The sequence below is a fragment of the Aquabacterium sp. genome (assembly GCF_035476535.1).
Lineage (GTDB): Bacteria > Pseudomonadota > Gammaproteobacteria > Burkholderiales > Burkholderiaceae_C > Pseudaquabacterium.
In genome coordinates, this window is sequence record NZ_DATILJ010000148.1 from 1 (window position 1) to 17,327 (window position 17,327).

Consider the following 17,327-nt stretch of genomic DNA (forward strand, 5'->3'; position numbering starts at 1 on the left):
GCGCTGGTCGACGAACCGACGGACGTTCGGCCGATCTGGCGCGACGACCTGGTGAGTTTCGTGCTCGGCTGTTCGTTCTCGTTCGAGCAGGCGCTGATCGAGGACGGCATCCGCCTGCGCCATGTCGACGAAGGCAAGAACGTCGCGATGTACCGCACCCGCATCGCCACCGCACCGGCCGGGCGCTTCAGCGGGCCGATGGTGGTGACGATGCGGCCGATGAAGGCGGCAGATGCGATCCGCGCGACGCAGATCACCTCGCGTTTCCCCAGCGTGCACGGCGCGCCGGTGCACATCGGCGACCCGGCGCTGATCGGCATCACCGACCTGTCGCGGCCGGACTATGGCGACGCGGTGGACGTGCTGCCCGACGAGCTGCCGGTGTTCTGGGCCTGCGGCGTCACGCCGCAGGCCGCGATCGCGCAGGCCCGGCCGCCGTTCTGCATCACCCACGCGCCCGGCGCGATGTTGATCACCGATCTGCTGAACCACCAGCTCGCAAGTTTCTGACCCCACCTGCAGCTCACCACCCCCATTCGCAAGGACTGGAGACACCTGATGAAGACGCTATCGATCGCACTGGCCGCATTCACGCTGGCCGCCGCCGCACCGACGCAGGCGCAGACCAAGTGGGACCTGCCCTCGGGCTATGGCACCAACACATTCCAGGTGCAGAACCTGCACTGGTTCGCCGACGAGGTGGACAAGGCCACCAAGGGCAAGCTGAAGATCCAGGTCCATGCCGGCGCCTCGCTGTTCAAGGCCAACGAGATCAAGCGCGCGGTGCAGTCCTCGCAAACCGCCATCGGCGAATTCATCCTCTCCAGCGCGGCCAACGAACACCCGATGTTCGGCCTGGATTCGATTCCCTTCCTCGCCACCAGCTATGCCGAGGCGAAGAAGCTCGACGACATCTCGCGCCCCTTCCTCGAGAAGACGCTGAAGGACCAGGGCCTGAAGCTGCTGTACACCGCGGCCTGGCCGCCGCAGGGCCTGTACAGCCTGAAGCCGGTGGCCAGCACGGCCGACCTGAAGGGCACCAAGATGCGCGCCTACAACCCGGCCACCGCACGCATTGCCGAATATGTCGGCGCGCAGCCGGTGACGATCCAGCTGGCCGAACTGCCGCAGGGCCTGGCCACCGGCGTGGTGACGAACTTCCTGACCTCCAGCGCCTCGGGCATCGACAGCAAGCTCTACGAGCACGTGAAGTTCTTCTACGACGTGAATGCCTGGCTGCCGCGCAATGCCGTGGTGGTGAACCAGAAGAGCTTCGATGCGCTGGACAAATCGACGCAGGACGCCGTGCTGCATGCCGCCGCCGATGCCGGCGCGCGCGGCTGGAAGCTCAGCGAGCAGAAGGACAGCGAATACATGAAGGAACTGGCGGTCAAGGGCATGACGGTGGACACCAGCAGCGACGCGCTCAAGCGTGAGCTGAAGGTCATCGGCGGCCGCATGACCGTCGAGTGGATGAAGACCGCCGGCGACGACGGCAAGACTGTCATCGATTCATTCCGCAAGTGATCGGCGAGGTCTCCATGGAATCGATCGTGTCGGCCCTGCCGCAAGACCGCCCCGCGCCGTCGCTGACGCTGCGCCGCGCGCTGGATGCGCTGTACCTGGGTGCTGGTGGCGCTGGCGCGGTGTTCGTCGTGCTGATCTGCGCGCTGATGATCTGGCAGAGCGTGGCGCGCGAGTTCGGCGTCAACACCGGCGCCGTCAACGACATCGTGGCCTGGTGCTGTGCTGCATCGGGCTTCCTGACGATGGCACATGCCTTCAAGCACGGGGACTTCGTGCGTGTCACGCTGTTGATGGAGAAGCTGACGCCGCCGGTCAAGCGGGCCTTCGAGCTGTTCTCGCTCGGCGTCGGCGCGGTGGCCGTGGGCTACCTGACGTGGTGGGCCTGCCGCTTCACGCTGGAGAGCTGGCAGATCCACGAGCTGGCGCAAGGCCTGCTGCCGATTCCGATGTGGATTCCGCAGCTGAGTTTTGCGCTGGGGTCGATCCTGCTGCTGATCGCGGTGGTCGATGAGTTCTTCATCGTGCTGGCTGGCGGCGTGCCGACCTACGAACGACTCGTCGCTGAACGCCACGCCGCAGGCGACTTCTCCTCCGACCTCTAGAGGGTCTTCTCACGGAGCCGGTTCCCGGCTTCTCATTGGAGTCACAACCATGACCACCTTGATGGTCGGCGGAGCGCTGCTCCTGCTGATGATGATGCTGCTGGGCAGCGGCGTCTGGATCGCGATGACGCTGGCCCTCTGCGGCTGGGTCGGCCAGGCTTTCTTCACCACCACCGAGCCGGGCAAGAACCTGTTCTCGGCATTCTGGGAATCGAATGCCTCGTGGGAGCTGGCGGCATTGCCGCTGTTCATCTGGATGGGCGAGATCCTGTTCCGCAGCAAGCTCAGCGAGGAGATGTTCGAAGGCCTCGCGCCCTGGCTCAACCGCATTCCCGGCCGGCTGATGCACACGACGATCCTGGGCTGCGGCATCTTCGGCTCGGTGTCGGGTTCGTCGGCCGCGACCTGCGCGACGATCAGCAAGGTGGCGCTGCCCGAGTTGATGAAGCGCGGCTACGACGAGAAGATGGCACTCGGCTCGCTGGCCACCGCCGGCACGCTGGGCATCCTGATCCCGCCGTCGATCACGATGGTGGTGTATGCGGTGGCGGCCGATGCCTCGATCATCCGCATCTTCCTGGCTGGCTTCCTGCCGGGCCTGCTGCTGATGGCCTTGTTCTCGGGCTACATCGGCTGGTGGAGCCTGGCCAACAAGCACAAGATGCCGCCGGCCGAAGCGCCGATCTCGTTCGCCGAGAAGCTGCGCCGTTCGCGCAACCTGATTCCCTGCGGCGCGCTGATCGTCTTCATCGTCTGGGTGCTGATCTCCGGCTTCGCCACCGCCACCGAGTGCGCCGCCTACGGCGTGGTCGGTGCGCTGGCCCTGGCGCTGTGGAGCCGTTCGCTGAGCTGGCAGAACTTCAAGGACGGCGTGTTCGGCGCGGCGCGCACCAGCTGCATGATCATGTTCATCCTCGCCGGCGCGGCCTTCCTGACCAAGACCATGGCCTTCACCGGCATCCCGCGTGAACTGGCCGAATGGGTGAGCAGCATGCACCTGTCGCCCTATGCGCTGATCGCGGTGCTGGTGGGGGTGTACCTGGTGATGGGCACCGCGCTCGATGGCATCTCGATGATCGTGCTGACCAGCGCCGTGGTGATGCCGATGATCCAGAAGGCCGGCTTCGACCTGGTGTGGTTCGGCATCTTCATCGTGCTGCTGGTCGAGATTGCCGAGGTCACGCCGCCGGTGGGCTTCAACCTCTTCGTGCTGCAGAACATGACCGGCAAGGACAGCAACACGATTGCCAAGGCGGCGATTCCGTTCTTCGCCTGCCTGGTGGTGTGCATCGTCTTGATCACGCTGTTCCCGAGCATCGTCACCCTCCTGCCGGACCTGGTGATGGGCAAAGAGAAATGACGGCCCAGGGGCTGAGTGCGATCATCACTTCAGCTGCTTCACTCCATCCTGAATGACCTGAGAGATCGAAGACATCATGCATACCCATGCTTCCCCCCGCTGGCAGTTCTGGATCGACCGTGGCGGCACCTTCACCGACATCGTCGGCCGCCGCCCCGATGGCAGCCTGGTCACCGCCAAGCTGCTGAGCGAGAACCCCGAGCAGTACCGCGACGCCGCGGTCGAAGGCATCCGCCGGCTGCTGGGCCTGCGCGCTGGTGATCCGATCACCTCGGACCTCGTCGAGTGCGTGAAGATGGGCACCACGGTGGCCACCAACGCGCTGCTGGAGCGCAAGGGCGACCGCACGCTGCTGGTCACCACGCGTGGCTTCCGCGACGCGCTGCGCATCGCCTACCAGGCGCGGCCGCGGCTGTTCGACCGCCACATCGTGCTGCCCGAGCTGCTGTACGAGCAGGTCATCGAAGCGCAGGAACGCGTCGGCGCCAACGGCGAACTGGTGCAGGGGCTGGAGACGGCTTTGCTGCAGCGCGCGTTGCAGGCCGCCTTCGATACCGGCATCCGCAGCTGCGCAGTCGTCTTCATGCATGGCTACCGCTTCCCGCAGCATGAGCAGGCCGCGGCCCGCCTCGCCCGCGAGATCGGCTTCACGCAGGTCAGCAGCTCGCACGAGGTGAGCCCGCTGATGAAACTGGTGTCGCGCGGCGACACCACGGTCGTCGACGCCTACCTGTCGCCGATCCTGCGGCGCTATGTCGAGCAGGTGGCCGGCCAGATGCCGGGCGTGCGCCTGTTCTTCATGCAGAGCTCCGGCGGCTTGACCGAGGCCAGTCGCTTCCAGGGCAAGGACGCCATCCTGTCGGGCCCGGCCGGCGGCATCGTCGGCATGGTGCGCACCGCGCAGGCCGCGGGTCACGACAAGGTCATCGGCTTCGACATGGGCGGCACTTCCACCGATGTGTCGCACTACGCCGGCGAGTTCGAGCGCGCCTTCGAAACGCAGGTGGCCGGCGTGCGCATGCGTGCGCCGATGATGAGCATCCACACCGTCGCCGCCGGGGGCGGCTCGATCATCAGCTTCGACGGTGCGCGGCTGCGCGTCGGGCCGGAGTCGGCCGGTGCCAACCCCGGCCCGGCCTGTTATCGCCGGGGTGGTCCGCTGGCGGTGACCGATGCCAACGTGATGCTCGGCAAGATCCAGCCGGCGCACTTCCCCAAGGTCTTCGGACCCCGCGCCGACGAAGCGCTGGACCGCGATGCGGTGGTCCGCGGCTTTGGCGCGCTGGCCGCACGCATGACGGCGGCCACTGGCCGGCCGACCTCGCCCGAGACCGTGGCGGCGGGCGCGCTGCAGATCGCCGTGGCCAGCATGGCCAATGCGATCAAGCGCATCTCGGTGGCGCGCGGCTACGACGTCACCCACTACACGCTGCAGTGCTTCGGCGGTGCGGGCGGCCAGCATGCCTGTCTCGTTGCCGACGCGCTGGGCATGCAGCGCGTGCTGGTGCATCCGCTGGCGGGTGTGCTGTCGGCCTACGGCATGGGGCTGGCCGACCAGATCGCGATGCGCGAGGCCTCGCTGGAGAGCCCGCTCGACGCCGCCGGCCTGCAGGCCGCGCGCGAGCGCCTGGCCGCACTGGGCGAATCGGCCGTGGCCGAGGTGGCTGCGCAAGGCGTGCCGGCCGCGCGCATCACGCGCCGCGAGCGCCTGCACCTGCGCTATGCCGGCACCGACACCGCGCTGGAAGTGGCGCTGGCCGACGTGCCAGTCGCGCAGGCCGAGTTCGAGGCCGCGTACCGCCAGCGCTTCGCGTTCCTGATGCCCGACCGCGCGCTGATCATCGAGGCCGTGTCGGTCGAAGCCATCGGCGCCGGCGAGCACATGCCCGAGGCCGCGGCCACGCAGTTCAGTGTCTCGCAGCACCCGGTGCCGGTGGCCACGGTGCAGATGTTCTGCCCCGCCGATGATGGCCAGGCGGATGCCTGGCGCGACGCCGGCCTGCATGTGCGGGAGAAGCTGCCGGCCGGCGCCCTGATCGACGGCCCGGCGATCATTGCCGAGCGCAATGCCACCACGGTGGTCGAGCCCGGCTGGCAGGCTCAGCTGGGTGGCGACGGCTCCTTGACGCTGCATCGCATCCGCCCGCGTGTCTGCGCCCATGCCATCGGCACCGAGGCCGATCCGGTGATGCTCGAGGTCTTCAACAACCTGTTCATGAACATCGCCGAGCAGATGGGGCTGCGGCTGCAGAACACCGCCTACTCGGTGAACATCAAGGAGCGGCTGGACTTCTCCTGCGCGCTGTTCGATGCCAGCGGCGCGCTGATCGCCAATGCGCCGCACATGCCGGTGCATCTGGGCTCGATGAGCGAGTCGATCAAGACAGTCATCCAACGCAATCCGGCGATGCGCCAGGGCGACGTGTACGTGCTGAACGACCCCTACCACGGCGGCACGCACCTGCCGGACGTCACCGTCGTCACGCCGGTGTACCTGGAAGCCGCGGACGCTCATCCCAGCTTCTATGTCGCCAGCCGCGGCCACCATGCCGACATCGGTGGCATCACGCCAGGCTCGGTGCCGCCGTTCTCGCGCACGATCGACGAAGAGGGTGTGCTGTTCGACAACTTCCTGCTGGTGCGCGACGGCGTGCTGCGCCACCAGGCGTTGCGTGACCAGCTGGCCAGCGGTCCCTGGCCGGCGCGCAACCCGGACCAGACCATTGCCGACCTGCGCGCGCAGATCGCGGCCAACGAAAAGGGCGTGCAGGAACTGCGCGCGATGGTCGACCAGTTCGGTCGCGGTACCGTGGCGGCCTACATGCAGCATGTGCAGGACAACGCCGAAGAGTCGGTGCGCCGCGTGATCACCGCGCTGTCCTCGGCCATGGGCGACGGCCACTTCGAGCTGCCGCTGGACAACGGCGCAGCCATCGTCGTGAAGGTCTCGGTGGACCAGGCGCACCGCTCGGCCACCATCGACTTCACCGGCACCAGCGCACAGTTGCCGAACAACTTCAATGCACCGAAGGCGGTGACGATGGCGGCGGTGCTGTACGTCTTCCGCACGCTGGTCGATGACGACATTCCGCTGAACGCAGGCTGCCTGAAACCGCTGCATGTCATCGTGCCCGAGGGCTGCATGCTGAACCCGCGCTCACCCGCCGCGGTGGTGGCCGGCAATGTCGAGACCTCGTCCTGCGTGACCAATGCGCTGTACGGCGCGCTGAACGTGATGGCCGCCAGCCAGTGCACGATGAACAACTTCACCTTCGGCGACGACGAGCACCAGTACTACGAGACCATCTCCGGCGGCTCCGGCGCCGGCCCGGGCTTCGACGGTTGCTCGGTGGTGCAGACGCACATGACCAACTCCCGGCTCACCGACCCCGAGGTGCTGGAGTTCCGCTACCCCGTGCGCCTGGAGAGTTATGAAATCCGGCGTGGCTCCGGCGGCAGCGGCCGCTGGAAGGGCGGTGACGGCGGCGTGCGCCGCGTGCGCTTCCTGCAGCCGATGACCGCGGCCATCCTCAGCAACGGCCGCAGCGCCGGCGCCTTCGGCATGGCCGGCGGCCAGGCGGGTGCGCCGGGCCTCAACCGGGTCGAGCGCAACGACGGCCGCAGCGAACCTTTGGGCCACATCGGCTCGGTCGAGATGCGTGCCGGCGACGTCTTCGTCATCGAGACGCCCGGCGGCGGCGGCTGGGGCCCGCCGGCCTGAACCGGCGGGCCGGCCTGAGCAACGGCCGCGTCCCGCCGCACCACGTCAAAATCGCCGCCATGACCGATTGCGTGCTGATCACCGGCTTCGAGCCCTTCGGCGGCGACGACATCAATCCCTCCTGGCAGGTGGCGCGTGCGCTCGACGGCCGGCGCATCGCGGGGCGCAGGCTGGTGGCGCGGCAACTGCCGTGCACGTTCGCCGCTGCGTTGAGCGCGCTGGACCAGGCCTTGCACGGCCTGCCGTCACCGCCGCAACTGGTACTGGCGCTGGGGCTGGCCGGCAGCCGCTCGGCGGTCAGCATCGAGCGCATCGCGATCAATGTCATCGATGCCCGCATCCCTGACAACGCCGGCGCCCAGCCGATCGACGAGCCGGTCGTGCCCGGCGGCCCGGCCGCGTACTTCAGCCGTTTGCCGATCAAGGCCATCAGCGCAGGCCTGCTGCAGGCCGGCCTGCCAGCCGAGGTGTCGCAGACCGCCGGCACCTTCGTCTGCAACCAGGTCTTCTACGGCCTGATGCACCGGCTGCAGGCCATGCCGGCGATCCGCGGGGGCTTCATCCACTTGCCGCCGCTGCCCGAACAGGCGGCGCGCCATCCCGGCAGCCGCACGCTGGCACTGGATGAGCAGGTGAGGGCGATTCAGCTGGCGCTGACCATCGCCTTGCGGCGCGAAGCAGACCTGCGCCAGGGGGCGGGCGCGATCGACTGAGCGAACCTGGTCAGCGCTGCAGGCAGCGCGCCACCGCCGCCAGCAGATCGGCCTTCGAGAACGGCTTTTCCAGCGATGGGCACTCGGCGTTGCGCAGAAACGCCTGTGCGTCGGCCGACAGCGTATCGCCGGTGGCGATCAGCATGCGCCGGGCCAGCGCGGGCCGCAGGGCCTGAATCCTGCGCCACAGCTCGGCGCCGTCCATGTCGGGCATGCGCAGGTCGAAGATCACCAGATCGAAGGTCTCGGCGCCCAGCAGCGTCAGCGCGGCGGCGGCGCCATCGGCCGTGCGCACGTCGTGGCCGGCGCCGGCAAGCATGTCCCGCATCATGTTGGCCAGCGCGGTTTCGTCATCGATCACCAGCACGCGGCCTTGCGCCGCGGCGCTGGACAGGGCCAGGTGCACGGGCGCGACGGCAAGGCCTGCCTCGCCGCCGATTGGCAGGCTCAGGCGAAAACTGGCACCTGGCGATGCCGCCTCCAGCGTGAGTTCGCCGCCATGGCTGCGCGCCAGCGAGCGCGACAAGGACAGGCCGAGTCCGGTACCGGTGCCTTCGGGTTTGGTGGTGAAGAACGCGTCGAAGATGCGGGGCCGCAAGGCCGGCGGAATGCCCGGGCCGTTGTCGGCGACGCGCAGCCAGACGCGCTGCTCCCGATCATCTCGCCGCGTTTCCACGCCGGTTTGCACGCGGACCTGACGCGCGCCGCTGCTGCCGGCCAGGGCCTGCTGCGCATTGACCAGCAGGTTCACGATGATCTGGCCGATCTGGTCGCCATCGGCAAGCACCGCGGGCAGGGCCTCGCCCAGCTCCAGCAGCAGCTCGATGCGGTGGGTGCGCAGCCCGTACTGCAGCATCTCGATGGTGGTGCGCACGAGGGTGTTGATGGCGATCGGCCCGCGCTGCGGCGGGCGGCGCCGCGCCATGTCCAGGAAGGTGCGCACGATGCGGCCGCAGCGATCGGCCGCTTCGCAGATGAAGCGCGCGTCGGCGGTGATCGCCGGTAGCTCGGCGCACTTCTCCTCCAGCAGGCCGGCCCGCCCCATCACGATGGCCAGCGGGTTGTTCAGCTCGTGCGCCACGCCGGCCAGCAGCCCACCCATCGCGCTGAGTTTTTCGCTTTGCCGCAAAGCTTCGCGATGCTGTTCGATCTGCGCGGCCGCGCGGTGGCGCTCCGACAGGTCGGCCACCGATGCGGTGTAGAACACCTGGCCGCCGGCATCGGTGCGCCACAGCACCATCTCCATCGGGAACTCGCTGCCGTCGGCATGCAGGGCCTGCAGTTCCAGCCGCTTGCCCATCACGCGCGGCGCGGCGCCGGCCTGCAGGCGGCGCATGCCCGCGACATGCGCCGCCCGGAAACGCTCGGGGATCATGACCTCGGCGACCGCCCGGCCCAGCACGTCGCCGCGGCGATGGCCGAACATCGTCTCGGCGGCCGGGTTGAATTCGACGATCAGGCCCGTCGCGTCAGTGGAGACCAGGGCCGCCAGCGCGTGATCGACGATGGCGGTCTTCAAGGCTTCGCTGGTTTCCAGTTGCAGCACGCGTTGCGCCAGCTCTTCCTCGCGCTGCTGCAGCAGCCTGCGCAGATCCGGCGTGTCCGGGTTCACGGCAGCGACGGTGGCGGGCTGACGAAGACATAGCCCATGCCGCGCACCGTCTTGATGACCTGCGGCTTCTTGGCGTTCTCTTCGATCTTGCGACGCAGGCGCATCATGCGCAGGTCGATCGAGCGATCGAACACCGTCTCGCCGCGGCTGCGCACATGGGCCAGGATGTCGTCGCGGCTGCGCGGCCGGTTCGGGTGTTGCGCCAGGTAGGCCAGCAGCTCGAACTCGGCAGAGCTGGTGTGCACCGGCCGGCCTTGCGCGTCGCACAGGCAGCGCTTGTCCAGGTCGAGCAGGTGTCGGCTGCCGAAGCGCAGCCTGCGCGCTGCGGCACTGGCCGGCGCCGGCGGCGTGTCCATGCGGCGCATCACGGCGCGCACGCGGGCCAGCAACTCGCGCATCTCGAAGGGCTTGGGCAGGTAGTCGTCGGCGCCTTGCTCCAGGCCGATGGTGCGGTCGACCGCGGCGCTGAGGGTGGTGAGCATCAGCAGCCCCATGCGCGGCTGCGTCTGACGCAGCCAGCGTGCCAGCGACAGGCCGTCTTCGCCCGGCAGGTTGATGTCCAGGATGGCCAGGTCGGGCAGCTGCCGTGTCAACACCTCGCGGGCCTCGGTGGCGTCCGCGGCGGTGACGACGGTGTAGCCATGGATGGCAAAGTACTCGGCCAGCACCGAGCGCAGCTGCCGCTCGTCGTCGACCACCATCAGCAGGCCTTTCATGCGACCTCCGCCGGGCGCGCGGTGCGCGCCCTTGAGCTGCGAATGTCGTGGCGACGTGTTTCGGCGCCGCATCAAGGCCGGCGCCGCGGTGTATCAATTGTTGGCGTCGGCGCGGCTGCCCAGCACGGCTTGCACCTTGCTCAGCAGCTCGGCCTTGGTGAAGGGCTTGTCCAGCCCGGCGCAGCCCGAGGCCTTGAAGAAGGCCTGTGCATGCGGCGACAAGGTGTCGCCGGTGACGAAGAGCAGCTTGCTGCCCAGCCGCGGGTGCTCGTTGCAGATGGCGCGCCACAGCGCGGTGCCGTCCATGTCCGGCATGTGCAGGTCGGACACCACCGCGTCGAAACGCGCTTCCACCAGCAACTGCAGCGCCACGGCGCCGGATTCGGCGCTGGCCACCTCGTAGCCGGCGCGTTCGAGCATCTCGCGCATCAGCGAGGCCACTTCTTCCTCGTCGTCCACCACCAGCACGCGTGCCAACGCAGGGGCCGGCGCCGCGGCCACGCTGGCGGGCGTCGCGACGGCGGGCGCCTGTGCCTCGCGTTGCGGGGCAATCGGCAGGCTCATGCAGAACACCGCACCGGCGCCCGTCGTCGAATCATCCAGCTGCAGTTCGCCGCCATGTTCACGCACGAGGGCCCGCGACACCGACAGCCCCATGCCGGTGCCCATGCCTTCGGCCTTGGTCGTGAAGAAGGCCTCGAACAGGCGTGCCCGCGCGGCGGCGGCGATGCCCGGCCCGTTGTCGGCCACGCGCAGCCACACGCTGGCGGTGCCGGCCCCCGTGCTCAGCCGCACGGTGCGCTGGCCCTCCGTGAGCGACAGCGCCTGCTGCGCGTTGACCAGCAGGTTCAGCACCACCTGGGCGATCTGGTCGGCATCGGCATGGACCGGCGGCAGCGGTTCGCTCAACTGCAACTGCAGGTCGATGCCATGGCTGCGGTAGGCATAGGCCAGCAGTTCGGCGGTGGCGCGCGCCACGGGGTTCAGGTCGACCAGGCTGCGCCGGGCCGGGCGGCTGCGGGCCATGTTCAGGAAGGTGTGCACGATGCGGCCACAGCGTTCCGCCGCTTCGCGGATGAGCTGCGCGTCGCGCTGCAGCGCCGGGTCTGACGCGCACTTTTCTTCCAGCAGCGCGGCGCGGCCCATCACGATGGCCAGCGGGTTGTTCAGCTCATGCGACACGCCGGCCAGCAGATTGCCCATCGCGCTGAGCTTTTCGCTCTGGCGCAGGGCCTCGCGCTGGCGCTCGATCTGCTGCGCCGCGCCGTGCCGCTCGGACACGTCGGTGATCGACGCCGTGTAGAACACCTGCTGGTCGGTCGTCGTCCGCCACAACACCATCTCCATCGGAAACTCGCTGCCGTCCGCACGCAGCGCGTGCATCTCCAGGCGGCGCGGCGGCAATGGTGCCGCGTCGGCGCGCTGCCAGCGCCGCAGGCCTTGTTCGTGCGCTTCGCGGTGGCGCGCCGGCACCATCACCTCGGCCACCGGCAGCCCCAGCACCTGCGCACGGCGGTGCCCGAACATGGCCTCGGCCGACGGGTTGAACTCGACGATGCAACCGGTGGCATCGGTGGACACCAGCGCGGCCAGCGCGTTGTCGAAGATTGCCGCCTTCAGCGCCTCGCTGGCGCGCAGCTGGGCGGCTTGCTGCGCCAGTTCCTGTTCACGCAGGCGCTGTTCGGTCTGATCGAGACCGCAGATCACCACGGCCGTGACCGGCCCGCCGCCAGGGCGATAGGGCAGGAACCACTGGTCTCGGTAGCGCCGGCCTTGCTGCTGGTAGTCGGCCCAGCCGCGGCGGTGCAGGGTCTCGCCGGCGAAGACCCGCTTGAACAGCGGCTCCAGCGTGTGAAAGACCCCGGCGTCCAGCACCTGCGCCATCGGCCGGCCGATCACGCGTTCAGGCGGCAGGCCCATGAAGCGCAGCGTCTCGTGGTTGGCGTAGGTGTATTTCCAGTCCAGGTCGACCACCGCCACGCGCGTGGAAATGCGCTCCAGCAGCAGTTTCATCAGCGCCGGGTCGAGCTCGGGCAGCAGCGACTCGGCCTCGCCCCAGCACTCGGTGGTCCAGATCAGCGCGTTGGTGTCTTCCGTCATGCGGGGCTGGCGGTCGGCCCGCGCGGGGATCGCGCTGGCGGGCTGATGGGTGGGCCGGTGGGTGGGCGGATCGGTGGGCGGATGCTAGCGCAGGACCGCAGCGCCGACCTGCCGCGCCGCGTCATCCCGCCCGTCCGCCGATCGGGGGCACTCGACATCAATGAATCTTTCGCTTCGGCCACTGGTAGCCAAGCTGATACCGCCGCTGGCCACACTGGTCCGAATGCGAGTGGATCCATCCGTCACTTGCACCCCTTGTGCCCTATCCCCACGGATGACCTTTCGGAGAACACATGAAGCCTCAACTCAAACGCCTGCTGGCACTGCTGGCTGTGGCGGCTGCAACCTGCGCCACCAGCCTGCCGTCACACGCCGCCCTGGTGCTGGCAGGCACCAACCTCAACGGCAACCTGGACGCACCGGTACCGCCGCTGGACCTGTCGGCGGGCCTGTCCGGCTACAAGGTGTTCACCAGCATGAACGCGATCCAGTTCACCTTCGCCGTGGGCACGGGCACGCCGGCCAATGTCGGCTTCCAGTTCAATCTGGAAAACGAGAGTGCGCAGCCGTGGGGCGGCTTCGAAGTCACGCTGTCCAACGGCGCCTACTTCGGCCAGGTCGGCGATGTGCAGGCTTTCAACGGCGCGCCAGCCAATGCCAGCGCGGCGCCCGGCGCCAAGCCGAACTACGTGAAACTGTTGTTCAACCCGAATCTGCCCTGCTTCGACGACTTCGTGGCGGGCTGCGCGGCACCCGACGACTACGACAATGCGTTCTCGATCGGCAACCTCGGCGCAGGCAGCGACACCGGTGTCGGCGACGCCGCCGACTGGATCATCAACATCGCCGATCTGCAGCCCGGTGCGGCCGGCACCTTCTTCACGATGACCTTGACGCCCTTGCTGGATGTGCCGACCGACCAGCCGATCCCGGAGCCGGGTTCGCTGGCGCTGGTGGCTGCGGGTCTGGGGGCGCTGGCCTGGCGCGCAAGACGGCGTTCGCAGGCGTGAGCTGACGCGCCGGCAGGCCGCCTACTCCGCGTCGCGGTATTGGCGCCAGCGGTCCACGGCCGCGCGCATCAGCTCGGCCTGACCCTTGAAGCGGGCGCAGTTCGTGCACGCCATCCAGTGGAACTGCAGCGCGGCACGTTCCACCAGCGTCAGCGGGCGGTCTTCGGCCTGCAGCACCAGGCGTGTCACCTCTTTGCAGGACCGGCGGAGTTTCATCGGATCAGTTGGCGTGGGCATGACCGTCGAACCAGCGTTGCTGCAGACACTCTCGCAATCGCAAGCGGGCGCGGTGCAGCAGCACCCACAGGTTGGTCGACGTGATCTGCAGTTCCTTACAGATTTCGTCGGTCTCCAGTTCCAGCCACTCACGCATCATGAACACACGGCCCTGCATCGCCGGCAACTGCTCGATGCAGAGGTCCATCACTTCGATGAACTGGCGCTGGCCGCAGCTCTGCTCCGGGTTGCCCCAGTCGGCCTGGGTCTCACGCCAGTGGCCGCTCTCGTCGAACAGCGCATCGTCGAAATTGTCGCCGTCTTCGCTGCTGAGAATGCTTGCCTCGCGGGTGTGGCGCCGCAACTGGTCCACCACCTTGTGCTTGAGCACACCCACCAGCCAGGTCTTCAGCTGGGATTGCCCGGCAAAGGCCTGGGGTTTTTCCAGCGCGGCGAGCACGGTTTCGGACACCGCGTCCTCGGCCCAGGCATCGTTGCGCAGCTGCGTGCGGGCAAAGCGCAGCAACTGGGGGCGCAGACGTTCTACCTGACGATCGAAATCCTGCACGCTGGGTTACCGGGGATTGAATCGAAGCGCAGTGTAAGGAATCCTGCGGGACGACCGACAGACGGTCGTCGCCGGCAGGGCCGCCCAGCATCCGGGACCCTGCAGCCAGGCGATCCTTCCACTCAACCCGATTCTCAGGAGTCACGTCATGAACCAACGCCTCATCCTCTCTTCCGCGCTCGCTTCGGCCCTGGCGCTGGGCCTCGTCGGCCAAGCCTCGGCCCAGGCCAAGGAAAAAGAAAAGTGCTACGGCATCGCCAAGGCCGGCCAGAACGATTGCGCCAATCTCTCGGGCTCGCATTCCTGCGCCGGCCAGTCCAAGGCCGACATGGGCGCCGACGAATGGAAGTACGTCGCCAAGGGCAGCTGCGTGAACATGAAGGGCATGACCGAAGAAGAAGCCAAGGCCAAGGCAAAGAAGTAAACCCGGCACACCAGCCACGCGACCCGCCGTGACGATGCACACCGACCCAGGCCACACGGGTATCGGCTGGCGACAGCCGCACTATGCCGAGCTGCTGGAGCGCCGACCCGCGCTGGCCTTCATCGAGGTGCACTCGGAGAACTTCTTTGCCGAAGGCGGCGCCGCGCTGGCGGTGCTGCACGAAGGGCGCGCGGCCTACCCGGTCAGCCTGCATGGCGTGGGGTTGTCGCTGGGCTCGGCCGCCGGGCTGGATAGCGGGCATCTGGAGCGGCTGGCGCAGCTGGTCGAGCGCATCGATCCCGTGCGTGTCAGCGACCATGCCAGCTTTGCCCGCGCGCCGCTGGCGCCGGGCCAGGCGCCGGTGCATGGCAATGATCTGCTGCCGGTGGCCTTCACACCATCGGCGCTGAACATCATGGCTGCCAATGTGCAGCAGGTGCAAGACCGGCTGCGGCGGCCGATCCTGGTCGAGAACCTCTCGGCCTACCTGCGCTGGTCGGACGACGCCTTGAGCGAGGCTGAATTCTTCACTGCGCTGGCGCGGCGCACCGGCTGTGGCCTGCTGCTGGACGTCAACAACCTGGTCGTCAATGCGCTGAACGCCGGGCTGCCGCCGGTGGCCACGACCCAGGCCTTCATCGACGCGATCGATCCAGCCACCGTCGGCGAGATCCACCTGGCCGGTTACGCGGATCTGGGCGACATCGTGATCGACGACCACGGCAGCCGCGTGCATGCGCCCGTGTGGCAAGCCTATGCGCATGCCGTGCGCCGCTTCGGCCCGCTGCCGACGCTGATCGAATGGGACACCGATGTGCCGGCGCTTGACGTGCTGCTTGATGAAGCGTCGCGGGCGCAGCAGGTGATCGGCAGGCACGCCGTGGCGGACACAACACCATGAGCAGCGACACCGAAGCCCAGCGCCAGCAACTGCTGCTGCGCGTGCTGTGGCGCGACGTCCCCGACACCGCCCTCGGCGGCTGGCTGCGCGATGCACCGCCGCGTGCGGCACGCGGCTTGTCGGCCTACCGCAGCAATGGCGAAGCGCTGGCCGCCCGTGCGCTGGCCGCGAGTTTCCCGACCGTGGCCGAACTGATCGGCGACGACAGCTTTGCCGCGCTGGCCCGCGCCTACTGGCGCCGCCACCCGCCCACCTGCGGCGACATGGCGGCCTATGGCGACGGCCTGGCCGAGTTCATCGCCGCGGATGAGCAACTGGCCGACGAGGCCTGCCTGGCCGATTGCGCGCGGCTGGATTGGGCCGTGCACCGCACCGAGGCTGCGGCCGACGCGCACCCGCCGCCCGAAGGCCTGGCGCTGCTGGGCAGCGAGGATCCAGCCGCCCTGGCCATGGTGCTGCGGCCGGGCCTGGTGCTGCTGAGCTCGCGCTGGCCGGTGGCCACGATCTGGCTGGCCCACCGCAGCGGCGGGCCGGAGCGCTTTGCGCCGGTGCGCGAGGCCTTTGCCGAGCAGCGCGCAGAACACGCGCTGGTCTGGCGTGAGGGCTGGCGGCCCCGCGTCAGTGCCCTCGCCGAAGCCGAGGCGCGCTTCATGCGTGCGCTGCTCGACGCCCGGCCGCTGGCGGCGGCGCTCGATGGGGCCGGCGCGGACTTTGTTTTTGAACCCTGGCTGCTGCAGGCGCTGCAGCAGGGTTGGCTGGCGGCCGTGCTGCCATGCCTTGACCACTCCGTTGGAGATGAACGATGACGCCTGCATCCCTGCGCGCGCTGGCCGCACCCGCGGCCCGCCTGACCGGCCTGCTCGAAGCCTTGCAGCCGCTGGCGCTGCTGGCGGCCCGCTGGTACGTGGCCAAGGTGTTTTTCCTGTCCGGGCTGACCAAGCTGCATGACTGGGACATCACGGTCGCGCTGTTCCTGAACGAATACCACGTGCCCTTGCTGCCGCCCGAGGTGGCCGCCGTGATGGGCACCGCCGGCGAGCTGGCGCTGCCGGTGTTCCTGGTGCTGGGCCTGGGCACGCGCTTCGCGGCGCTGGGCCTGTTCTTCGTCAATGCGGTGGCCGTGATCAGCCTGCCCGACATCACCGACGCCGCGTTGCAGCAGCATGTGTTCTGGGGCAGCCTGCTGATCGGCCTGCTGCTGTGGGGCCCGGGCCGCTGGGCAGCAGACCGTTGGCTGGTGCGGCGCTGGTGGCCGCAGGCGGTGCGCTAGGCCTGCCCCTCGGCACCTGACGAAACATCCGCGCAACAAAGCCCGCGTCAAGGCGCAGCACAATGGCCCGGCGGCAGCGTCGCCGCGCCAAGCCTGTCGCCCGTGAGACCCCTGTTTCTGCTGCTGGCCCTGCCGCTTCTTTTGGGCGCTATCGTCGCGCCGCCGCTGATGCTGGCACCGCTGGTCGGCCCGGGTGATACGGCGCCGGCCCCGTGGCACATGGTGGGCCTGCCGCAACAGAGCAAACCGTGGACACGCTTCACCACGGTCACGCTCGATGGCCTGCGGGTGCTGAAGGTCGAGGCCGAAGCCTCCTACGGCAACCTGGTGCACCCGCTGCATGAAGAGGCCGGCGCACCCCACCGCCTGAGCTGGCGCTGGCGCGTCGACGAACCGAACCCGCAGGCCGACCTGACGCGCCGCGGCGGCGACGACAGCCCCGTGAAGGTGTGCGCGATGTACGACCTGCCGCTGCAGGCCGTGCCCTTCATGGAACGCCAGGTGCTGCGCGTGGCGCGCCTGCGCAGCGGCGAGGTGCTGCCCGCGGCCAGCGTCTGCTATGTGTGGGACGCGCGCCTGGCGGCCGG

At 68.7% G+C, this 17,327-nt stretch carries 17 protein-coding genes; 12 read left to right on the forward strand and 5 right to left on the reverse strand.

The window, feature by feature from the left end:
* The 6 genes from VLK61_RS14665 to pcp form a co-directional block, all read left to right on the forward strand.
* Positions 1 to 510, forward strand: a 510-nt coding sequence (locus VLK61_RS14665; protein WP_325422353.1) for a D-glutamate cyclase family protein, incomplete at its 5' end; no start/stop codon positions are given.
* Between the two features lie 48 nt (positions 511 to 558).
* On the forward strand, positions 559 to 1,527 hold the full coding sequence (locus VLK61_RS14670; RefSeq protein WP_325422354.1) for a TRAP transporter substrate-binding protein: 969 nt from the start codon (positions 559 to 561) through the stop codon (positions 1,525 to 1,527).
* A gap of 14 nt (positions 1,528 to 1,541) precedes the next feature.
* On the forward strand, positions 1,542 to 2,129 hold the full coding sequence (locus tag VLK61_RS14675) for a TRAP transporter small permease (RefSeq protein ID WP_325422355.1): 588 nt from the start codon (positions 1,542 to 1,544) through the stop codon (positions 2,127 to 2,129).
* A gap of 49 nt (positions 2,130 to 2,178) precedes the next feature.
* Complete coding sequence (locus VLK61_RS14680; RefSeq protein ID WP_325422356.1) at positions 2,179 to 3,489, forward strand: TRAP transporter large permease; 1,311 nt, start codon at positions 2,179 to 2,181, stop codon at positions 3,487 to 3,489.
* A gap of 76 nt (positions 3,490 to 3,565) precedes the next feature.
* Complete coding sequence (locus tag VLK61_RS14685) at positions 3,566 to 7,210, forward strand: hydantoinase B/oxoprolinase family protein (RefSeq protein WP_325422357.1); 3,645 nt, start codon at positions 3,566 to 3,568, stop codon at positions 7,208 to 7,210.
* 59 nt (positions 7,211 to 7,269) lie between these two features.
* Positions 7,270 to 7,923 (forward strand): pyroglutamyl-peptidase I, encoded by a 654-nt coding sequence (gene pcp, locus VLK61_RS14690; RefSeq protein ID WP_325422358.1) that lies wholly within the window; start codon positions 7,270 to 7,272, stop codon positions 7,921 to 7,923.
* A 10-nt stretch (positions 7,924 to 7,933) separates the two neighbouring features.
* On the opposite strand, the gene VLK61_RS14695 is transcribed toward pcp, so the two are convergent.
* The 3 genes from VLK61_RS14695 to VLK61_RS14705 form a co-directional block, all read right to left on the reverse strand.
* On the reverse strand, positions 7,934 to 9,535 hold the full coding sequence (locus VLK61_RS14695) for an ATP-binding protein (RefSeq protein ID WP_325422359.1): 1,602 nt from the start codon (positions 9,533 to 9,535) through the stop codon (positions 7,934 to 7,936).
* Positions 9,532 to 10,251: a response regulator transcription factor gene (locus tag VLK61_RS14700; protein ID WP_325422360.1), complete on the reverse strand. Its 720-nt coding sequence runs from the start codon at positions 10,249 to 10,251 to the stop codon at positions 9,532 to 9,534. The genes VLK61_RS14695 and VLK61_RS14700 overlap by 4 nt, the downstream gene beginning before the upstream one ends.
* 93 nt (positions 10,252 to 10,344) lie before the next feature.
* Positions 10,345 to 12,351 (reverse strand): PAS domain S-box protein, encoded by a 2,007-nt coding sequence (locus tag VLK61_RS14705; RefSeq protein WP_325422361.1) that lies wholly within the window; start codon positions 12,349 to 12,351, stop codon positions 10,345 to 10,347.
* A gap of 293 nt (positions 12,352 to 12,644) precedes the next feature.
* On the opposite strand from VLK61_RS14705, the gene VLK61_RS14710 reads away from it, so the two are divergent.
* Positions 12,645 to 13,361, forward strand: coding sequence for a PEP-CTERM sorting domain-containing protein (locus VLK61_RS14710; protein WP_325422362.1), 717 nt, complete (start codon positions 12,645 to 12,647; stop codon positions 13,359 to 13,361).
* A 21-nt stretch (positions 13,362 to 13,382) separates the two neighbouring features.
* Here the strand turns inward: VLK61_RS14710 and VLK61_RS14715 are convergent, their stop codons facing one another.
* Both VLK61_RS14715 and VLK61_RS14720 read right to left on the reverse strand, forming a co-directional pair.
* The gene (locus VLK61_RS14715) at positions 13,383 to 13,577 is read right to left on the reverse strand and encodes a zf-HC2 domain-containing protein (protein ID WP_325422363.1); all 195 of its coding nucleotides are present in this window, start codon (positions 13,575 to 13,577) and stop codon (positions 13,383 to 13,385) included.
* 4 nt (positions 13,578 to 13,581) lie between these two features.
* Positions 13,582 to 14,145, reverse strand: coding sequence for a sigma-70 family RNA polymerase sigma factor (locus tag VLK61_RS14720; protein WP_325422364.1), 564 nt, complete (start codon positions 14,143 to 14,145; stop codon positions 13,582 to 13,584).
* Positions 14,146 to 14,293: 148 nt separating this feature from the next.
* On the opposite strand from VLK61_RS14720, the gene VLK61_RS14725 reads away from it, so the two are divergent.
* The 5 genes from VLK61_RS14725 to VLK61_RS14745 form a co-directional block, all read left to right on the forward strand.
* Positions 14,294 to 14,569, forward strand: a complete 276-nt coding sequence (locus VLK61_RS14725; protein ID WP_325422365.1) for a DUF2282 domain-containing protein — start codon at positions 14,294 to 14,296, stop codon at positions 14,567 to 14,569.
* 34 nt (positions 14,570 to 14,603) lie between these two features.
* Positions 14,604 to 15,470, forward strand: coding sequence for a DUF692 domain-containing protein (locus tag VLK61_RS14730; RefSeq protein WP_325422366.1), 867 nt, complete (start codon positions 14,604 to 14,606; stop codon positions 15,468 to 15,470).
* Positions 15,467 to 16,276, forward strand: a complete 810-nt coding sequence (locus VLK61_RS14735) for a DNA-binding domain-containing protein (protein ID WP_325422367.1) — start codon at positions 15,467 to 15,469, stop codon at positions 16,274 to 16,276. The genes VLK61_RS14730 and VLK61_RS14735 overlap by 4 nt, the downstream gene beginning before the upstream one ends.
* Positions 16,273 to 16,740, forward strand: coding sequence for a DoxX family protein (locus tag VLK61_RS14740; protein ID WP_325422368.1), 468 nt, complete (start codon positions 16,273 to 16,275; stop codon positions 16,738 to 16,740). Before VLK61_RS14735 ends, VLK61_RS14740 begins: the two co-directional genes overlap by 4 nt.
* A gap of 102 nt (positions 16,741 to 16,842) precedes the next feature.
* Positions 16,843 to 17,327, forward strand: a 485-nt coding sequence (locus VLK61_RS14745) for a DUF3047 domain-containing protein (RefSeq protein ID WP_325422369.1), incomplete at its 3' end; no start/stop codon positions are given.